The sequence below is a fragment of the Streptomyces sp. genome (assembly GCF_035645055.1).
Classification (GTDB): Bacteria; Actinomycetota; Actinomycetes; order Streptomycetales; family Streptomycetaceae; genus Streptomyces.
In genome coordinates, this window is the sequence record NZ_DASQNH010000087.1 from 1 (window position 1) to 16,221 (window position 16,221).

Annotated in this window: 12 protein-coding genes and 2 pseudogenes; 7 read left to right on the forward strand and 7 right to left on the reverse strand. The window is 72.7% G+C overall.

All coding sequences use genetic code 11. The features are described 5' to 3' along the window. Positions 1-742: pseudogene (locus tag VE614_RS28320) on the forward strand (glucose-6-phosphate isomerase); the annotation flags it as partial. Between the two features lie 92 nt (positions 743-834). Continuing rightward, positions 835-1,854, forward strand: coding sequence for a proline-rich domain-containing protein (locus VE614_RS28325; RefSeq protein ID WP_324943264.1), 1,020 nt, complete (start codon positions 835-837; stop codon positions 1,852-1,854). A gap of 14 nt (positions 1,855-1,868) precedes the next feature. Here VE614_RS28325 and VE614_RS28330 read toward each other — a convergent pair whose 3' ends face one another. Genes VE614_RS28330 through VE614_RS28340 form a run of 3 tightly spaced genes read right to left on the reverse strand, consistent with a single transcriptional unit; the run spans position 1,869 to position 5,617 of the window. After that, positions 1,869-4,301, reverse strand: a complete 2,433-nt coding sequence (locus tag VE614_RS28330; RefSeq protein ID WP_324943267.1) for an ABC transporter permease — start codon at positions 4,299-4,301, stop codon at positions 1,869-1,871. A 51-nt stretch (positions 4,302-4,352) separates the two neighbouring features. Further along, positions 4,353-5,105, reverse strand: a complete 753-nt coding sequence (locus tag VE614_RS28335) for an ABC transporter ATP-binding protein (RefSeq protein ID WP_324943269.1) — start codon at positions 5,103-5,105, stop codon at positions 4,353-4,355. Beyond that, a complete protein-coding gene (locus VE614_RS28340) occupies positions 5,102-5,617 on the reverse strand; it encodes a PadR family transcriptional regulator (protein ID WP_324943272.1) in 516 nt (171 codons plus the stop codon). The genes VE614_RS28335 and VE614_RS28340 overlap by 4 nt, the downstream gene beginning before the upstream one ends. Positions 5,618-5,746: 129 nt before the next feature. Here VE614_RS28340 and VE614_RS28345 point away from each other — a divergent pair, with 129 nt between their 5' ends. The 5 genes from VE614_RS28345 to VE614_RS28365 all read left to right on the forward strand — a co-directional run bounded on the left by VE614_RS28345 (position 5,747) and on the right by VE614_RS28365 (position 12,359). Further along, on the forward strand, positions 5,747-7,021 hold the full coding sequence (locus VE614_RS28345; protein WP_324943275.1) for an ABC transporter substrate-binding protein: 1,275 nt from the start codon (positions 5,747-5,749) through the stop codon (positions 7,019-7,021). 135 nt (positions 7,022-7,156) lie between these two features. Continuing rightward, positions 7,157-8,782, forward strand: a complete 1,626-nt coding sequence (locus tag VE614_RS28350; protein WP_324943278.1) for a glycoside hydrolase family 13 protein — start codon at positions 7,157-7,159, stop codon at positions 8,780-8,782. A gap of 55 nt (positions 8,783-8,837) precedes the next feature. Beyond that, on the forward strand, positions 8,838-10,163 hold the full coding sequence (locus VE614_RS28355; protein WP_324943281.1) for an ABC transporter substrate-binding protein: 1,326 nt from the start codon (positions 8,838-8,840) through the stop codon (positions 10,161-10,163). Between the two features lies 1 nt (position 10,164). Further along, positions 10,165-11,523 carry an ABC transporter permease subunit gene (locus VE614_RS28360; RefSeq protein ID WP_324943284.1) on the forward strand — a complete coding sequence of 453 codons (1,359 nt, stop codon included), beginning with the start codon at positions 10,165-10,167 and terminating at the stop codon, positions 11,521-11,523. Next, the gene (locus VE614_RS28365) at positions 11,520-12,359 is read left to right on the forward strand and encodes a carbohydrate ABC transporter permease (protein WP_324943288.1); all 840 of its coding nucleotides are present in this window, start codon (positions 11,520-11,522) and stop codon (positions 12,357-12,359) included. The genes VE614_RS28360 and VE614_RS28365 overlap by 4 nt, the downstream gene beginning before the upstream one ends. Before the next feature lie 60 nt (positions 12,360-12,419). Here VE614_RS28365 and pgl read toward each other — a convergent pair whose 3' ends face one another. From pgl to VE614_RS28385, 4 genes and pseudogenes are all read right to left on the reverse strand, one after another. Beyond that, complete coding sequence (gene pgl / locus VE614_RS28370; RefSeq protein ID WP_324943291.1) at positions 12,420-13,202, reverse strand: 6-phosphogluconolactonase; 783 nt, start codon at positions 13,200-13,202, stop codon at positions 12,420-12,422. Then, complete coding sequence (opcA, locus tag VE614_RS28375; protein ID WP_324943294.1) at positions 13,199-14,284, reverse strand: glucose-6-phosphate dehydrogenase assembly protein OpcA; 1,086 nt, start codon at positions 14,282-14,284, stop codon at positions 13,199-13,201. Before opcA ends, pgl begins: the two co-directional genes overlap by 4 nt. Continuing rightward, complete coding sequence (gene zwf, locus VE614_RS28380; RefSeq protein WP_324943297.1) at positions 14,281-15,807, reverse strand: glucose-6-phosphate dehydrogenase; 1,527 nt, start codon at positions 15,805-15,807, stop codon at positions 14,281-14,283. Before zwf ends, opcA begins: the two co-directional genes overlap by 4 nt. After that, a pseudogene (locus tag VE614_RS28385) lies at positions 15,804-16,221 on the reverse strand (glucose-6-phosphate isomerase); the annotation flags it as partial. The pseudogene VE614_RS28385 and the gene zwf, both read right to left, overlap by 4 nt.

Below are 16,221 nucleotides of genomic sequence, written 5' to 3' on the forward strand. Positions count from 1 at the left end.
CGAGCACTTCCGCACCGCGCCCCCCGAGGCCAACGCCCCGCTGCTGCTGGGCCTGCTGGGCATCTGGTACAACAACTTCCACGACGCCCAGTCGCACGCCGTGCTGCCGTACAGCCACTACCTGTCCAAGTTCACCGCCTACCTCCAGCAGCTGGACATGGAGTCCAACGGCAAGTCCGTGGACCGGGACGGGCACGAGGTCGACTGGCAGACCGGACCGGTCGTGTGGGGCACCCCGGGCACGAACGGGCAGCACGCCTACTACCAGCTCATCCACCAGGGCACCAAGCTCATCCCGGCCGACTTCATCGGCTTCGCCGAGCCGGTCGCCGAACTCGACGACGAGCTGAAGGCCCAGCACGACCTGCTGATGGCCAACTTCTTCGCCCAGACCCAGGCGCTGGCGTTCGGCAGGACGCCCGACGAGGTGCGGGCCGAGGGCGTGCCCGAGGAACTGGTGGCCCACAAGACGTTCAAGGGCGACCGTCCGACGACCACGATCCTCGCCCGCGAGCTGACCCCGTCGGTGCTCGGCCAGCTCGTCGCCCTCTACGAGCACAAGGTGTTCGTGCAGGGCGCGGTGTGGAACATCGACTCCTTCGACCAGTGGGGCGTCGAGCTGGGCAAGGTGCTCGCCAAGCGGGTCGAGCCCGCGCTCACCGAGGGCATCGAGGTGCCGGGCCTGGACGCCTCCACGCGGGCCCTGGTCGCCAAGTACCGGGAGCTGCGCGGCCGGAGCTGAGGACCGCGGCCACGGGAAGCGGGCGGCGTTCGGCCCCCGCTTCCCGTACACTCCCCGATGATCATGAACACGATCGCTCGGGGGAGCGCAACGTGACAACACGACAAGGCAGTTGGACGGGCGGCACGCTGGCGCCACGGGACTGGCTGCGGCCGAAGCAGGCCGCACGGGCGGTGTTCCACCCGGCCTGGATCCCGGACTCGCTCGATCCGGCCGTGGACACGCTCAAGAAGGTCCGGCTCATCGCCGGGACGATCGCCGCGGTCGGCGTCTACACCTTCGTCGAGGGCGGCTTCGCCTTCGACGAGGTGCTGGAGAACATGCTCACCGCCTCGGCCGTGCTGCTGTTCATCACCCCGCTGACGGTCGGGGTGATGCTCTACGTCTGGCGGCGCGGCGGCACGGTCCGGGCGCTCAAGGTGCCGTTGCTCAACTCGCTGAAGCTGCTGCTGGCGTTCGTCGGCACGATCGTGGTGACCGTCTTCGTGTGGCGGCTGGCGGGCGGGGCCGGGTTCCTGGTGCTGCTGCTCGCCCCGCTGGCCTTCTGGCTCACCGCCCTCGTGATCCGCGGCGCGGTGCACGTCTCCGGGAACTTCTTCGGCACCGCCGGCGTCCACCGCTGCCTGCCGCCGCTGCTGGCCACGGTGACCACCTGGCTGATGGCCATCCCCGACCTGGTCACCGGTGACCTGCACGGTCTGAGCCTCACCATGGGCGTCGTCTTCATCCTGGGCGCGCCGCTGACGGTCACCGGTATCGCGCTGCTGGAGATGGGCCGTCTGAAGCAGCGCTACGGCATCCGCCTGGCCGCCCACCCGGCGACGCTGCCGCAGGTCCCCGGCCCACCGCCCCCGATGCCGCCGACGGCACCGCCGTACATGCCGCAGCAGAGGAACCCGTACGGCACCACCGTGTACCCGCCGCAGGGCAACCCGTACGGCACCACCGCCTACCCGCCGCAGGGCAACCCGTACGGCCCCACGGCCTACCCGCCGCAGGGCAACCCCAACGGCAACGCCCCGTACCCGCCGCAGGGGAATCCGTACGCCAACGGCAACCCGTACGCTCCGCCGCACACGCAGCACCACGGCAACCCGTACGGCCCCGCGTAGGGACCGGCGCGCCGTCAGGCGACCGCGCTCAGCGTGTCGGCGAGCCGACGGCGCGCCGCCCGGGCCGCGGGCAGGGCGGCGAGCCCCGCGGCCCCCAGCACGGCGGCCGCCCCCAGCAGCACCAGCAGCCCGGGTGAGGGTCCCTGGGCGATCCCGGCGCCGATGCCGCTCGACCTGCCCTGGGTGTCGATCAGCCAGTGCGCGAGCGGCAGCCCCAGGGCTGTACCAAGGAGGACCGCCGCGAGGGCGGTGCAGCCGGTGGCGGTCACGGTGATCGCGGTGATCTGGCGCGGGGACAGCCCGATCGCCTTGAGCGCCAGCAGATCGCGCTCGCCCTCGCGGACGGCGCCGCCGATCGCGGTCAGCAACTCGATCAGCCCGATCAGGGCGAGCACGGCGATCAGGCCCAGGACCACTCCGCGCAGCGCGGAGAGCCCGTCGGCGGGGTTCGTCACGGTGTGCACGTCCAGCCGGCCCAGCCCGGCCGCGGCGAGGCGGTCGGCGACCTCGCGCGGGTCGGCGCCGGGGTCCAGGCGCAGCTGATAGAGGCTCGGGCGCAGGCCGGGATCGTTCTCGCGAAGGGTGTCGAGGGACGTGGAGACGACCCGGCCGCCGTTCTCCGGTTCGATGCTGCGGCCCACGATGTGCAGGATCTGCGGCTGGTCCCCGACGGTCATCCGCACCCAGTCCCCCACCCGTACGTCCAGCAGGTCGAGCAGCCCTTGCCCGGCCACGGCCTCGTCGGGCCCGCGCGCGGCGCGGCCCTCGGCCAGGGTGTACGGGTAGGGCTCGTCGCGGGTGCCGAGGCCGCGCAGGGCGATGGTCGCGGTCTGGCCGGGGACCAGGGCGGCCACCTCCACGCCCGGATAGGCGGCGGCGACCTCCGGGTCACGCTCCAGCAGGGCACGGGCGTCCCGGTCACCCAGGTCCGCGTCCGCGCGCACGGTGAGCGCGGTCGGCAGGCCGATCCGCTCCGGGCTGCGGTGGAACCGGTCGATGGTGGTCCACGCGCTCATCGCGACCACGATCAGCAGCAGCGGCAGTGCGAGCCGCGCCACCGTGCCCAGCGACCGTGGGCGCCGGGCGAACGCCTGGTGCCAGCCGAGCACCAGCGCGGGAGGCACCCGCACCCCGAGCACTCGCCCGGCCAGCGCCCGCCGTGCCACCCCGGACAGCCGGCCGTCGGACGGCCCGCCCCGCACCGCCCCGAGGAACCGGCGCACCGCACCCGCCCGCCCCTCCTCCGCCGCGGCGGCCGGGGACGCGGCAGGCCGCGGGCCCGGTCCCCGGGACGGTGCTCCCGCCACCCGCCCGCCCAGCGGCGCGGCGGGCAGCGGCACCGGCACCGGCGGCACCCGCCCCGCCCGCCACGCGGCGAGCCCGGTGGTCGCGCCGATGAACAGCACGGCGGCGACCGGTACCGCGAAGAGTGCCGCCGTGTGCCCGGGCAGCCCCTGCCACACGCCGACCGCGTCCCCGAGCCGCCCCGGTATCCGGCTGCCCAGCGCCTCGGTGAGCGCGGCGGCGGCCACGGCGCCCAGCACGGCGTACGCCAGATGCTGGAGCAGGAAGACCCGGACCACCTGGCCGGGGGTGAAGCCGATCGCCTTCAGCACGGAGATGTCCCGCAGATGGCCGCGGATCCGGGTGCCGATCGCCCCGTGCACGGCGAGCCCGGCGGCGATCAGCGCGCCGAGCCCGAACAGTCCCAGCACCTGCCCGAGCAGCCGGTTGTCTCCCTGTGCCTCGGCGCGGGCCTGCTGCCAGGTGGACACCTCGCCGATCGCCCCGGCGCCCAGCACGGTCACGGCGCGCTGGACGGCGTACCCGGTGTCCCCCGGATCCGCCAGCCTGAGCCCGATGACCTGGGCGTCCGCGGTGGGCACCGCGGACGGCAGCGCCCACACGAGGCCCGGCCGCTCGCCCGGCCGGTAACGCGGCTCGGCGCTGTCGGCGACGCCGACGACGGTCAGCCGGCGGGCGGTGCCGGGCAGGGTCAGGGTGTCGCCGGGCCCGGCGAGCAGCGCGCGGGCGAGCCGGCTCTCCAGGACCACGCCGTCGGGGACGGCCGGGTCGAGCCAGCGTCCGGAGGCGAGCAGCGGGCGGCCCACGGACGGCACCCCGGCGGAGCTGCCGCGCAGTTCGACGGAGGCGCGGCTGCCACGCGTGGCGACGGTGGCGGAGGCCGTGGGGTAGGGCCCGGCGACGGACTCGACGCCGTCCAGCCGGGCCAGTTCACTAAGGTCGGCCGACTCGTCGGTGTGCAGCCACACATGGGCGCCGCGTGCCTGGGCGAAGACCCGCTGCCAGGGGTTGGTGGCGTATCCGAACAGGGCCGTGGCCAGCAGCAGCGAGGCGACGATGCCGGCGGTGGCGAGGACGAGGAAGACCGCCTCGCCGCGGTGCGTGCGCAGATCGGAGTGCGCCCAGCGCAGGGTGGCTCGCACGGGCCTCAGCCCCTCGGCCCGGACGGGAGGCGGCAGTCGTACACCGGCATCTCAGTCCTTCAGCTCCAGCACGCCGGATATGCCCGAGCGGCGCGGCGGCGCGCCGCCGTCCAGGGCCGCGTCGTCGGCGATCCGCCCGTCGAAGAAGCTGATCACCCGGTCCGCGGCGCTGGCCAGCCGGGCGTCGTGGGTGACCAGGAGGATCGTCTGGCCGCGCCGGTGGAAGCGGGACAGCAGCCGCATCACCTCGCGGGTGCCCTTGCTGTCCAGGCTGCCCGCGGGTTCGTCGGCGAGCAGCAGCGGCGGATGGTTGACCAGGGCGCGGGCGAGCGCGACCCGCTGCTGCTCGCCGCCGGACAGCTCACCGGGCATGCTGCGCTCCTTGCCGGTGAGACCCAGCTCGGCCAGCAGGTCCTCGCGTGCGGCGCGGGCCCGCTTGGGCGGCACCCCGGCGAGCAGGGCGGGCAGCTCGACGTTGTCGGCGACGGACAGGTTCGACACCAGGTTGAAGAACTGGAAGACGATCCCGATCCGCTTGCGCCGCTCCACCGCCCAGCGGGCCTCGCTCCAGGTGTCCGCGCACTCGCCGTCCAGCCAGATGCCGCCGGTGTCCGGCCGCTGGAGCCCGCCGAGCAGGTGCAGGAGGGTCGACTTGCCCGCGCCGGAGGGCCCGGTGATCGCCACAAACTCGCCGCGCCGCACGGACAGGTCGACCCCGCGCACGGCACGGGCGGGCGCGCCCTCGCCGTGGTGCGTCTTCACCAGGGCCTCGGCACGCAGCACGGGAGCGGAACCGTCGCTCACTCCAGCTCCTCCAGCTCTTCCTGGCACCGCTCCAGCCAGTCGAGGTCGGCCTGGAGGTGCAGCATGGCCCCCTCGATCAGCAGATGGGCGATGCGGTTGTCCCGGTCTTCGGCGGCGGCGAGCTTCGACAGCTGCCGCATGGTGTTCAGATACTGCCGCCGCTGCTTGTTGATCAGGGCGACCTGGTCGGCGATGCCGGTCTGCGGGGCGAGGGCCAGTTTCATGAAGAACTCGTCCCGTACCCGGGGCTCGTCCTCGGGCTCCGCGAACCAGGCGCGCAGCGCCTCCCGCCCGGCGTCGGTGAGGTGGTAGACCTTCTTGTTGGGCCGGCTGGACTGCGCGACGTCCTCGCCCTCGATCAGGCCCTGCTTCTCGAGGCGGCCGAGGGTGACGTAGATCTGGCCGACGTTCGGCTGAGGGTACGCGGACCCCAGCAGTTGCTCAAGGTCCTGCTTCAGCTCGTAGCCGTGGGCCGGGCCGCGCGCGAGGAGTGCCAGGAGGGGCAGGCGCACTCGTGCAGTCCTCCTGTCTCACCCTGTGCGTAATGTGTTCCAGACCCTAGTATCGCCCATACCTAACGGGTATACATGGCCTCTGACCCCGGGCGAGGGCGCCCGTGGCCGGTGTACAGGGAGGAACCTATGCGGTGGACGCGTGCCGCGGGTAGGGGCCTCCTCGTCCTCGTGGTCCTCCTGACCGGCTACGTCACCTTCGGTGCGCAGGCGCGGGAGGGGCAGGGCGGCGGTGGGCGCGGTCCGCTCACCCTGGCCACCGCGGGCGATCTGACGGGCTATCTGGGCCCCCTGCTGGACGGCTGGAACCGCACCCACCCGGGCGAGCGGGTCACCCTCGTCGAGCTGCCCGACTCGGCCGACGAGACCCGCGCCCAGATGGCCACCGACCTGCGGGCCGGGGGCGGCGGCCGGTTCGACGTCCTCAACATCGACGTCAACTGGACCCCGGAGTTCGCCGCGGCGGGCTGGATCCGGCCCCTGCCGCGCGAGCGGTTCGCGCTGGACGGCTTCCTGCGGCCGGTCGTGGACACCGCGACCTACGACGGGCGGCTGTACGCCGTCCCGTATGTGACCAACGCGGGCCTGCTCCTCTACCGCAAGGACGTCCTCGCCGCCGAGGGCGTGCCGCCGCCGCGCACCTGGGCCGAGCTGGAGCGCTACGCCGAGACCCTCGCGCCCCGGCACGGGCTCGGCGGCTACGCCGGACAGTTCCTGCCGTACGAGGGCCTGACCGTCAACGCGGCCGAGGCCGTCTACTCGGCGGGCGGCACGATCCTCGGCGACGAGGGCGAGCGCGTCACCGTGGACTCTGCGGCGGCCCGTGAGGGCATCGGGTTCCTGGCGCGCGGGGTGCGCGAGGGCTGGATCCCGAAGGCGGCGCTGAGCTACAAGGAGGAGGAGTCCAAGCAGGCCTTCCAGGACGGCCGGCTGCTCTTCCTGCGCAACTGGCCGTACGTGTACGCCGTCGCCTCCGGGGAGGGCTCGAAGGTCGCCGGGAAGATCGGCGCCGTACCGCTGCCGGGCCCGGACGGGCCGGGGACCAGTGTGCTCGGCGGCTCCAACCTGGCCGTCAGCAGCCATGCCCGGCACCCCGACTCGGCCGCGCGCCTGATCGCGTATCTCACCAGCGAGCCCGTGCAGCGCCAGGTCCTCACGCGCGGCGCGCTGCCGCCCGTACGGGCCTCGCTCTACGACGATCCGGCCCTCGTCCGGGCGTTCCCCTATCTGCCGACCCTGCGCGAGAGCGTGCTCAGGGCCGCGCCGCGCCCCAAGAGCCCGCGCTACGACCAGGTCAGCCTGGTGGTGCAGGCCGCCGTGCAGGACGCGCTGACCGGGCGGCAGACGCCCGAGGCCGCGGTGCGCAGGCTGGCGCGGGAGCTGGCGGCCATTTCCAGCCGTTAGTTACTCGTTAAGTAACGAGGACATCTCAACCACCTTCGGCATGTCCGGATTGCTCCCGCTTTGCCGCGCCAACTCGCCAGTATCTTCCGTTCCCTTCGTTGACACCCCTGCGACATGCCTACCTAACATGCATGCATGTTGAGTAAGTACCACTGGTGGCGGGACGCGGTGATCTACCAGGTCTACGTCCGCAGCTTCCTGGACAGCACCGGCGACGGCGTCGGCGATCTCGCGGGCGTGCGCGCCGGACTGCCGTATCTGAAGAAGCTCGGCGTCGACGGGATCTGGCTGAGCCCGTTCTACCCCTCCCCGCAGGCCGACCACGGCTACGACGTGGCCGACTACTGCGACGTCGACCCGCTCTTCGGCGACCTCGCCGAGTTCGACCGGCTGGTGGCCGCCGCGCGCCGGCTCGGCATCAAGGTGCTGCTCGACATCGTCCCCAACCACTGCTCCAGCGCCCACCCGTGGTTCCGCGAAGCGCTGGCCTCCCCGCCGGGCAGCGCGGCCCGCGCCCGCTTCCACTTCGCCGACGGACGCGGCCCCGACGGCAGCGAGCCCCCCAACAACTGGCACGCCATGTTCGGCGGCCCGGCCTGGAGCCGGGTCACCGAGGCGGACGGCCGCCCCGGCCAGTGGTACCTGCACATGTTCACGCCCGAGCAGCCCGACTGGAACTGGCGCAACCCCGAGATACCCGCCGAGTTCGACCGGATCCTGCGCTTCTGGCTCGACCGGGGCGTCGACGGCTTCCGCATCGACGTCGCCGCCGGCCTCTACAAGCACCCGGACCTGCCCGACTCCGACGACCCCGAGGCCGACGCCCGCACCCGCGACTCGGTCAACCCGCTCGCCTGGAACCAGCCCGAGGTGCACGACGTGTGGCGGCACTGGCGGTCCGTGTGCGACGAGTACGCCGCCCGCGACGGCCGGGAACGCCTGCTGGTCGGCGAGGTGTCCGTGCCCACCGCCCGCGAGCACGCCCGGTACGTGCGCCCGGACGAACTCCACCAGGCCTTCTTCTTCGACCTGCTCGGCGCCCCCTGGGACCCCGACGCCTTCCGCAAGGTCATCTCCGAGGCCATGGACGACATCGCCGGGACCGGCTCGACGGTCACCTGGGTCCTCAACAACCACGACCAGGTCCGCACCGTCACCCGCTACGGCGAACCCACCCCGCACGGCAGTGGCCTCGGCGCCGCCCGCGCCCGCGCCGCCGCCCTGCTGATGCTGGCCCTCCCCGGCGCCGCCTACGTCTACCAGGGCGAGGAGCTGGGCCTGCCCGAGGTCGTCGACCTGCCCGACGACGTGCTCACCGACCCGATCTTCCGCCGCACCGGCAGCCGCGCCCGGATCCGCGACGGCTGCCGGGTGCCCCTGCCCTGGTCCGGACAGGCCTCGCCGTTCGGCTTCACCTCCGGCGCCGAGAGCGCCAAGCCGTGGCTGCCGCAGCCCGACTACTTCGCCGAGTACGCCACCGAGCGGGCCCTCGCCGACACCCGCTCCTTCTGGCACCTGTACCGCGACGGCCTCCAGCTGCGCGCCGCCCTGCCCCAGCTCGGCGAGGGCACCCTGCGCTGGCTGGACTCCCCGCCCGGCGTCCTGGCCTTCGCCCGCGGCGACGGCCTGGTCTGCGCGGTCAACTTCGGCACGGCCCCCGTACCCGCGCCGGTCTCCGGCACCCCGCTGCTGTCCAGCGGCCCCTGCCCGCCCGGGAGCCTGCCCGGCTCGACGGCGGCCTGGTGGATCGCCGACAGCTGAACCGGCAGCTGATCCCCGTCCACGTCACCTCCCACCCATCGAAGGGACATCAACGATGATGCGACGACGTACCACCCTGCTCACCACCTGCACCGCCCTCGCCCTGGCGCTCGGTGCCACCGCCTGCGGCGGCGGGCCCGTCAGCGCGGGCGGCGGCGACCAGGCGCTGAGCGGCCAGACGGTCACCGTGGCCGGTGTCTGGTCCGGCACCGAGCAGCGGAACTTCCAGAAGGTGCTGGACGCCTTCACCGAGAAGACCGGTGCGAAGACCCAGTTCGTGTCCACCGGCGACAACGTCTCCACCGTCGTCGGCAGCAAGATCGAGGGCGGCAACGCCCCCGACGTCGTGATGGTCCCGCAGGTCGGCGTGCTTCAGCAGTTCGCCGAGCAGGGCTGGCTCAAGCCGCTGTCGGCGAAGACCGAGCAGGCCGTGGACGCGGGCTTCGCACCCGTGTGGAAGAAGTACGGCAGCGTCGACGGCACGCTGTACGGCCTCTACTTCAAGGCCGCCCACAAGTCGACCGTCTGGTACAGCCCCGACGCCCTCGCCCAGGCGGGCGTCAAGCCGCCGAAGACGTACGACGAGATGCTGGCGGCCGGGCGGACCGTCTCCGACTCCGGACTCGCCGCCTTCTCGGTCGCCGGCCAGGACGGCTGGACCCTCACCGACTGGTTCGAGAACGTCTACCTCTCCCAGGCCGGACCCGAGAAGTACGACGCGCTCGCCGCCCACGAACTGAAGTGGACGGACGCCTCCGTCGTGGACGCCCTCACCACGCTCGGCAAGCTCTTCAAGGACAAGCAGCTCATCGCGGGCGGCCAGAAGGGCGCCCTGAACACCGACTTCCCCGGCTCGGTGGAGAAGGTGTTCGGACCGAAGCCCGAGGCGGGCATGGTCTACGAGGGCGACTTCGTGGCCGGGGTCGCCAAGGACCAGTTCGGCAGGGCGATCGGCGAGGACGCGGACTTCTTCCCGTTCCCCGCGGTCGGCGGGGGCAAGGCGCCCGTGGTCAGCGGCGGCGACGCGGCCGTCGTCCTCAAGGACGGCAGGAACCAGAAGGCCGCCATGGCACTCCTGGAGTACCTGGCGACCCCCGAGGCCGCGGCCGTGTGGGCCGAGGCCGGCGGTTTCCTCTCCCCGAACAGGAAGCTCGACCTCGCCTCCTACGGCGACGACGTCACCCGGGCGACCGCCGAGTCCCTCGTCGCCGCCGGGGACTCGGTCCGTTTCGACATGTCCGACCAGGCCCCCGCCGCTTTCGGCGGCACCAAGGGCACCGGCGAGTGGAAGATCCTCCAGGACTTCCTGCGCGACCCGTCCGACCCGAAGGCCACCGCGGCCGAGCTGGAAGCCGCGGCGGCGAAGGCGTACCGGGGCTGACATGACCGCGACCCTCGTGAAAGAGGCGAGCCCGCCGGCCGCCGCGGCCGCCGGCACCCGTCGGCGCCCGCGGCGCCGGGGCCGGATCATCGCCCTGCTGTTCGTCTTCCCCGCGCTGCTCCTGCTGGGCGCCCTCGTCGTCTACCCGGTGCTGTTCTCGATCGGCCGCAGCTTCTTCGACGCCTCCGGGACCCGGTTCGTCGGCGGTGAGAACTACACCGAGATGTTCCGCGACCCCGCGACCCTCAAGGCCGTCCGCAACACGGCCATCTGGGTCGTCGTCGCCCCGACCCTGCTGACCGGCCTCGGCCTGATCCTCGCCGTGCTGGTGGAGAAGGTCCGCTGGGCCACCGCCTTCAAGCTGCTGCTCTTCATGCCGATGGCGGTCTCCTTCCTCGCCGCCGGCATCATCTTCCGGCTCGCCTACGACGAGGACCCCGACAAGGGCGTGCTGAACGCGGCCGTGGTCTCCGTCCACGACGCCTTCACCGGCACCTCCTCCTACCCGACGGCCCGGGCCCGCGACGGCCAGGGCCTGACGAAGGAGCCGGACGGCGCCTACCGCACCACTGCGGCCGTGTCGCCGGGGGACACGGTGGCCCTGGGCCTGGTCGGCGTCCAGCCGAAGGACCTGCCCGGCGGCGCCGAGCCCGCCCACCCGGCGGCGGGCCGCGCCTCCGGCCCCGACGAGCTGCGGGGCGTCGTCTACCTGGACTTCACGCCCGGCGGGGGAGGGGAGCAGGGCCGGGTCGACCGGCGTGAGAGCGGGCTGCCCGAGATGAAGGTCGAGGCGGTGCGCGACGGGGAGGCGGTCGCCTCCACGACCACGGCACCCGACGGGTCGTTCCGCTTCGACGGCCTCTCCGACGGCTCGTACACCGTGAAACTGCCCGCCTCGAACTTCGCCCCGCCCTACGAGGGCGTCTCCTGGCTCGGCCCGGCGCTCGTCACACCCGCGATCATCGGGGCGTACCTGTGGATCTGGACCGGCTTCGCGATGGTGCTGATCGGCGCGGGCCTGTCGACGCTGCCCCGGGACGCCCTGGAGGCGGCGCGGATGGACGGCGCCAACGAGTGGCAGATCTTCCGACGGATCACGGTCCCGCTGCTCGCCCCCGTGCTCACGGTCGTCTTCGTGACCCTCGTCATCAACGTGATGAAGGTCTTCGACCTCGTCTACATCATCGCGCCCGGCCCGGTGCAGGAGGACGCGACCGTGCTCGCCACACAGATGTGGCTGGTGTCCTTCGGCGGCGGCAACAACCAGGGCCTGGGCAGCGCGCTCGGTGTGCTGCTCCTGCTGCTGGTCGTCCCGGCGATGGTCTTCAACGTCCGCCGTTTCCGAAGGAGTCAGCGATGAACGCGATCCGGCGCGGCCTGGGCAACGGGCTCGTCCAGGCCTTCCTCGTGGTGACCGGCCTGGTCTGGATGACCCCGCTGGCCGGGCTGTTCCTCTCCTCGCTGCGCTCCGCCGAGGACACCGCGCAGGGCGGCTGGTGGACGGTCTTCACCAGCCCCGGCCAGCTCTCCTTCGACAACTACTCCGCGCTGCTGGACAACGCGGGCATCACCCAGGCCTTCTGGAACACGGTGCTGATCTCGGTCCCGGCGACCGCCCTGGTCGTGATGATCGCGGCACTCGCCGGATACGCCTTCGCCTGGCTGGACTTCCCGCTGCGCGAGCCGCTGTTCCTGCTGGTGGTGGCCCTGCTCGTGGTGCCCGTGCAGATCGGCCTGCTGCCGGTGGCCAAGCTCTTCGGCCAGCTCGGCCTGTTCGGCACCATCCCCGGCGTGGTCCTCTTCCACGTGGCCTACGGTCTGCCGTTCGCGGTGTTCCTGCTGCGCAACTACTTCGCCGAGATCCCGAAGGAGATGCTGGAAGCCGCCCGCATGGACGGCGGCAGCGAGTGGCGCATCTTCACCCGTCTCGTCCTGCCCGTCGGCCGCCCGGCCATCGCCAGCCTCGCCATCTTCCAGTTCCTCTGGGTGTGGAACGACATGCTGGTCGCCCTGCTGTTCGCCGACAGCGCCGCCCAGCCCCTGACCGTCCAGCTCCAGTCCCAGATACGCCAGTTCGGCAGCAACATCGACGTCCTGGCACCCGGCGCGTTCCTGTCCCTGGTAGTGCCCGTCGCGGTGTTCTTCGCCTTCCAGCGGCACTTCGTGCAGGGAGTGATGGCGGGGTCGGTGAAATAGCCCGACAACGGCAGGGGCGGCGGAGATCCGACATCTCCGCCGCCCCTTTCGTTCAGCCGTTCACGACGTCGCCATCGGATACAGCGACCGCGGCAGCTGGGAGGCCGCCGCCGCGTCCAGGAGCCACAGGGTGCGGGAGCGTCCGTGCGCGCCCGCCGCCGGGGCCTGGATCTCACCCGCGCCCGAGAGGGCGATCGCCGCGGCGTTCGCCTTGTCCTCGCCGGCCGCCAGCAGCCACACCTCACGCGCCGCCTGGATCGCCGGGAGGGTGAGCGTGACCCGGGTCGGCGGCGGCTTGGGCGCGCCGTGCACGCCGACCACCGTGCGCTCGGTCTCCCGCACCGCGGGCAGCTCCGGGAAGAGCGAGGCCACATGCGTGTCCGGGCCGACGCCCAGCATCAGCACGTCGAAGGCCGGGACCGCCCCGTGGTTCTCCGGCCCGGCCGCGCGGGCCAGTTCCTCGGCGTACGCGGCGGCCGCCGCGTCCACGTCGGTGCCGTACGGGCCGTCCGAGGCGGGCATGGCGTGCACCCGCTTCGGATCAAGCGGGACGGAGTCCAGCAGGGCCTCGCGGGCCTGGGTGACATTGCGGTCCGGGTCGCCCTCGGGCAGGAACCGCTCGTCACCCCACCACAGGTCCAGGCGGGACCAGTCGATCGCGTCCCGCGCGGGCGCGGCGGCCAGCGCGGCGAGCAGGCCGTTGCCGTTGCGCCCGCCGGTGAGCACGATCGACGCGGAGCCGCGCGAGGCCTGCGCGTCCACGATCTTCGTGATCAGCCGGGCCGCCGCGGCCTGCGCCATCAGCTCCTTGTCGCGGTGCACGACCAGCTGCGGAGTGCTCACTTCGCCGCCGCCTTCTTCGCCGGTGCCTTGCGGGTGGCCTTCTTCGCGGGGGCCTTCGCGGCCTCCTCGACGGGCTCCGGGACCGCGACCGGTTCGTCGGTGGCGACCGGGTCCGCCGCGGACTCCGGCTCCTTCGAGGGCTCCGGCTCCGGTTCGGCGTGCTTCAGCCGCTCCACCCCGAACCGCAGCGCCGAGGCGTAGGTGTCGTCCGGGTCGAGCCGCCGCAGCTCCTCAGCGATCAGCTCCGCCGTCTCCCGCCGCTTGAGCGCCACCGCCCGGTCCGGCTGGCCCTCGATGGACAGCGTCGCCAGCGAGCCGTCGGCGCGATCGAGGACGATCGGGCCGCAGTCGGTGTCCATGCGGACCGCGGTCAGCCCGGGCCCGGCGGACACCGAGCGCCGCACGGGCACGTCCAGCCGGTCCGCGAGCCACATCGCCAGCAGCTCACAGCTCGGGTTGAACTCCTCGCCCTCGACCTCGACGCCCCGCACCTCGCAGACGACCTGGTCCAGGGCCGCGGCCAGCATCGAGCGCCAGGGCGTGATGCGGGTCCACGACAGGTCCGTGTCGCCGGGGGTGTAGGTCCCGGCGCGGGCGGTCAGGTCCCGCACCGGCTCCTCGGCGGCGTAGGTGTCGGTGACCCGGCGCTGCGCCAGCGCGCCCAGCGGGTCGTTCGCCGGGTCCAGCGGCGCGTTGACCGGCCACCAGACGACCACGGGGGCGTCGGGCAGCAGCAGCGGCAGCACCACCGACTGGGCGTGGTCGACCACGTCGCCGTACAGCCGCAGCACCACCGTCTCACCGGTGCCGGCGTCCGCGCCGACCCGCACCTCGGCGTCCAGCCGGGACTGGGTGCGGTCGCGGGGAGTGCGCGAGACGCGCTTGACGACCACGAGGGTGCGCGACGGGTGCTCGCGCGAGGCCTCGTTGGCGGCCTTCAGGGCGTCGTACGCGTTCTCCTCGTCCGTGACGATGACCAGCGTGAGCACCATGCCGACGGCCGGCGTGCCGATGGCCCGGCGGCCCTGCACCAGCGCCTTGTTGATCTTGCTGGCCGTGGTGTCCGTGAGGTCTATCTTCATGGCCGGCGCCAGCTCCGTCCGTCTCGCTCCAGCATCTCGTCCGCCTCGACGGGTCCCCAGGTACCGGCCTGGTACCGGGCCGGCTTGCCGTTCTTGTCCCAGTACTCCTCGATCGGGTCGAGGATCTTCCAGGACAGCTCGACCTCCTCGGTGCGCGGGAAGAGGTTCGAGTCGCCGAGCAGCACGTCCAGGATCAGCCGCTCGTACGCCTCCGGGCTCGACTCGGTGAAGGACTCGCCGTACGCGAAGTCCATCGACACGTCCCGGATCTCCATCGAGGTGCCCGGCACCTTGGATCCGAAGCGGACCGTGACACCCTCGTCGGGCTGCACGCGGATGACGATCGCGTTCGAGCCCAGCTCCTCCGTCGCCGTGGTGTCGAAGGGGGAGTGCGGGGCGCGCTGGAAGACCACCGCGATCTCCGTCACCCGGCGGCCGAGACGCTTGCCGGTGCGCAGATAGAAGGGGACGCCCGCCCAGCGGCGGTTGTCGATGCCCAGCTTGATCGCGGCGTAGGTGTCGGTCTTGGAATCGGGGTCCGTGCCCTCCTCCTCCAGATAGCCGACGGCCTTCGCGCCGCCCTGCCAGCCCGCCGTGTACTGGGCGCGCACGGTGTCCCGGCCCAGGTCCTTCGGCAGCCGCACCGCGCCGAGCACCTTGGTCTTCTCCGCGGCCAGCGCGTCCGCGTCGAAGGATGCCGGCTCCTCCATCGCGGTCAGCGCGAGCAGTTGCAGGAGGTGGTTCTGGATGACGTCGCGGGCGGCGCCGATGCCGTCGTAGTAGCCGGCGCGGCCACCGATGCCGATGTCCTCGGCCATCGTGATCTGCACGTGGTCGACGTAGTTGCAGTTCCAGACCGGCTCGAACATGGCGTTGCTGAACCGGAACGCCAGGATGTTCTGCACCGTCTCCTTGCCGAGGTAGTGGTCGATGCGGAAGACCGACTCCTGGGCGAACACCTCCGACACGACGGCGTTGAGCTGCCGGGCGGTCGCGAGGTCGGTGCCGAACGGCTTCTCGACGACGACGCGCCGCCAGGAGCCGCCCTCCTGCTCGGCGAGGCCGTGCTCCTTGAGCTGACCGATCACGGTCGAGAAGAACTTCGGCGGAATCGACAGGTAGAAGGCGTAGTTGCCGCCCGTGCCGCGTACCTCGTCGAGCTCCTCGATCGTCTTGCGCAGCTTGGCGAACGCCGTGTCGTCGTCGAAGTCGCCGGGCACGAAGCGGAAGCCCTCGGCCAGCTGGTTCCATACCTCCTCGCGGAACGGCGTGCGGGCGTGCTCCTTGACCGCGTCGTGTACCACCTGGGCGAAGTCCTCGTCCGCCCAGTCGCGGCGCGCGAACCCGACCAGCGAGAAGCCCGGCGGCAGCAGCCCCCGGTTGGCGAGGTCGTAGACCGCCGGCATCAGCTTCTTGCGGGACAGATCACCCGTCACCCCGAAGATGACCAGGCTGCTGGGCCCCGCGATCCGCGGCAGCCGCCGGTCCTGCGGGTCGCGCAGCGGGTTCGCGTGCGGTGTCATGCCAGCAGCTCCGCGAGCTGGCGCAGCCCGGCCGCCCGGTCGGTCAGATGCAGCCGCAGCACCGGCCGGTCGTGCTCGGCCAGAACGGCGCCGTCGCCGACCGCCTGGGCGGCTATGAACTCGCCGAAGGTGAACTCGCGCCCAGGCACCGGGAGGTCTCGACCCGGGGTTCCCGTGACCTGCAGGAAGACGCCGACGGGCGGCCCGCCCTTGTGCAGCTGACCGGTCGAGTGCAGGAACCGCGGTCCCCACCCGAAGGTGGTGGGACGGCCGGTGCGCTCGGCCAGCGACCGGCGCACCGAGGCGAGCCCGGCGTCCGCGGCGCGGTCCAGGTAGGCCATCACGGCCAGGTAGCCGCGATCCGGGTCGAGCGAGCCCAGGAGGGCGTCCACGGCGCCGGCCGCCGTCGTGGTC

Excerpts from the sequence above, each read along its gene's own strand:
- VE614_RS28345 (WP_324943275.1), top strand. The coding sequence starts at position 5,747 with ATGCGGTGGACGCGTGCCGCGGGTAGGGGCCTCCTCGTCCTCGTGGTC.
- VE614_RS28350 (WP_324943278.1), top strand. The coding sequence starts at position 7,157 with ATGTTGAGTAAGTACCACTGGTGGCGGGACGCGGTGATCTACCAGGTC.
- VE614_RS28355 (WP_324943281.1), top strand. The coding sequence starts at position 8,838 with ATGATGCGACGACGTACCACCCTGCTCACCACCTGCACCGCCCTCGCC.
- VE614_RS28360 (WP_324943284.1), top strand. The coding sequence starts at position 10,165 with ATGACCGCGACCCTCGTGAAAGAGGCGAGCCCGCCGGCCGCCGCGGCC.
- VE614_RS28365 (WP_324943288.1), top strand. The coding sequence starts at position 11,520 with ATGAACGCGATCCGGCGCGGCCTGGGCAACGGGCTCGTCCAGGCCTTC.
- opcA (WP_324943294.1), bottom strand. The coding sequence starts at position 14,284 with ATGAAGATAGACCTCACGGACACCACGGCCAGCAAGATCAACAAGGCG.
- zwf (WP_324943297.1), bottom strand. The coding sequence starts at position 15,807 with ATGACACCGCACGCGAACCCGCTGCGCGACCCGCAGGACCGGCGGCTG.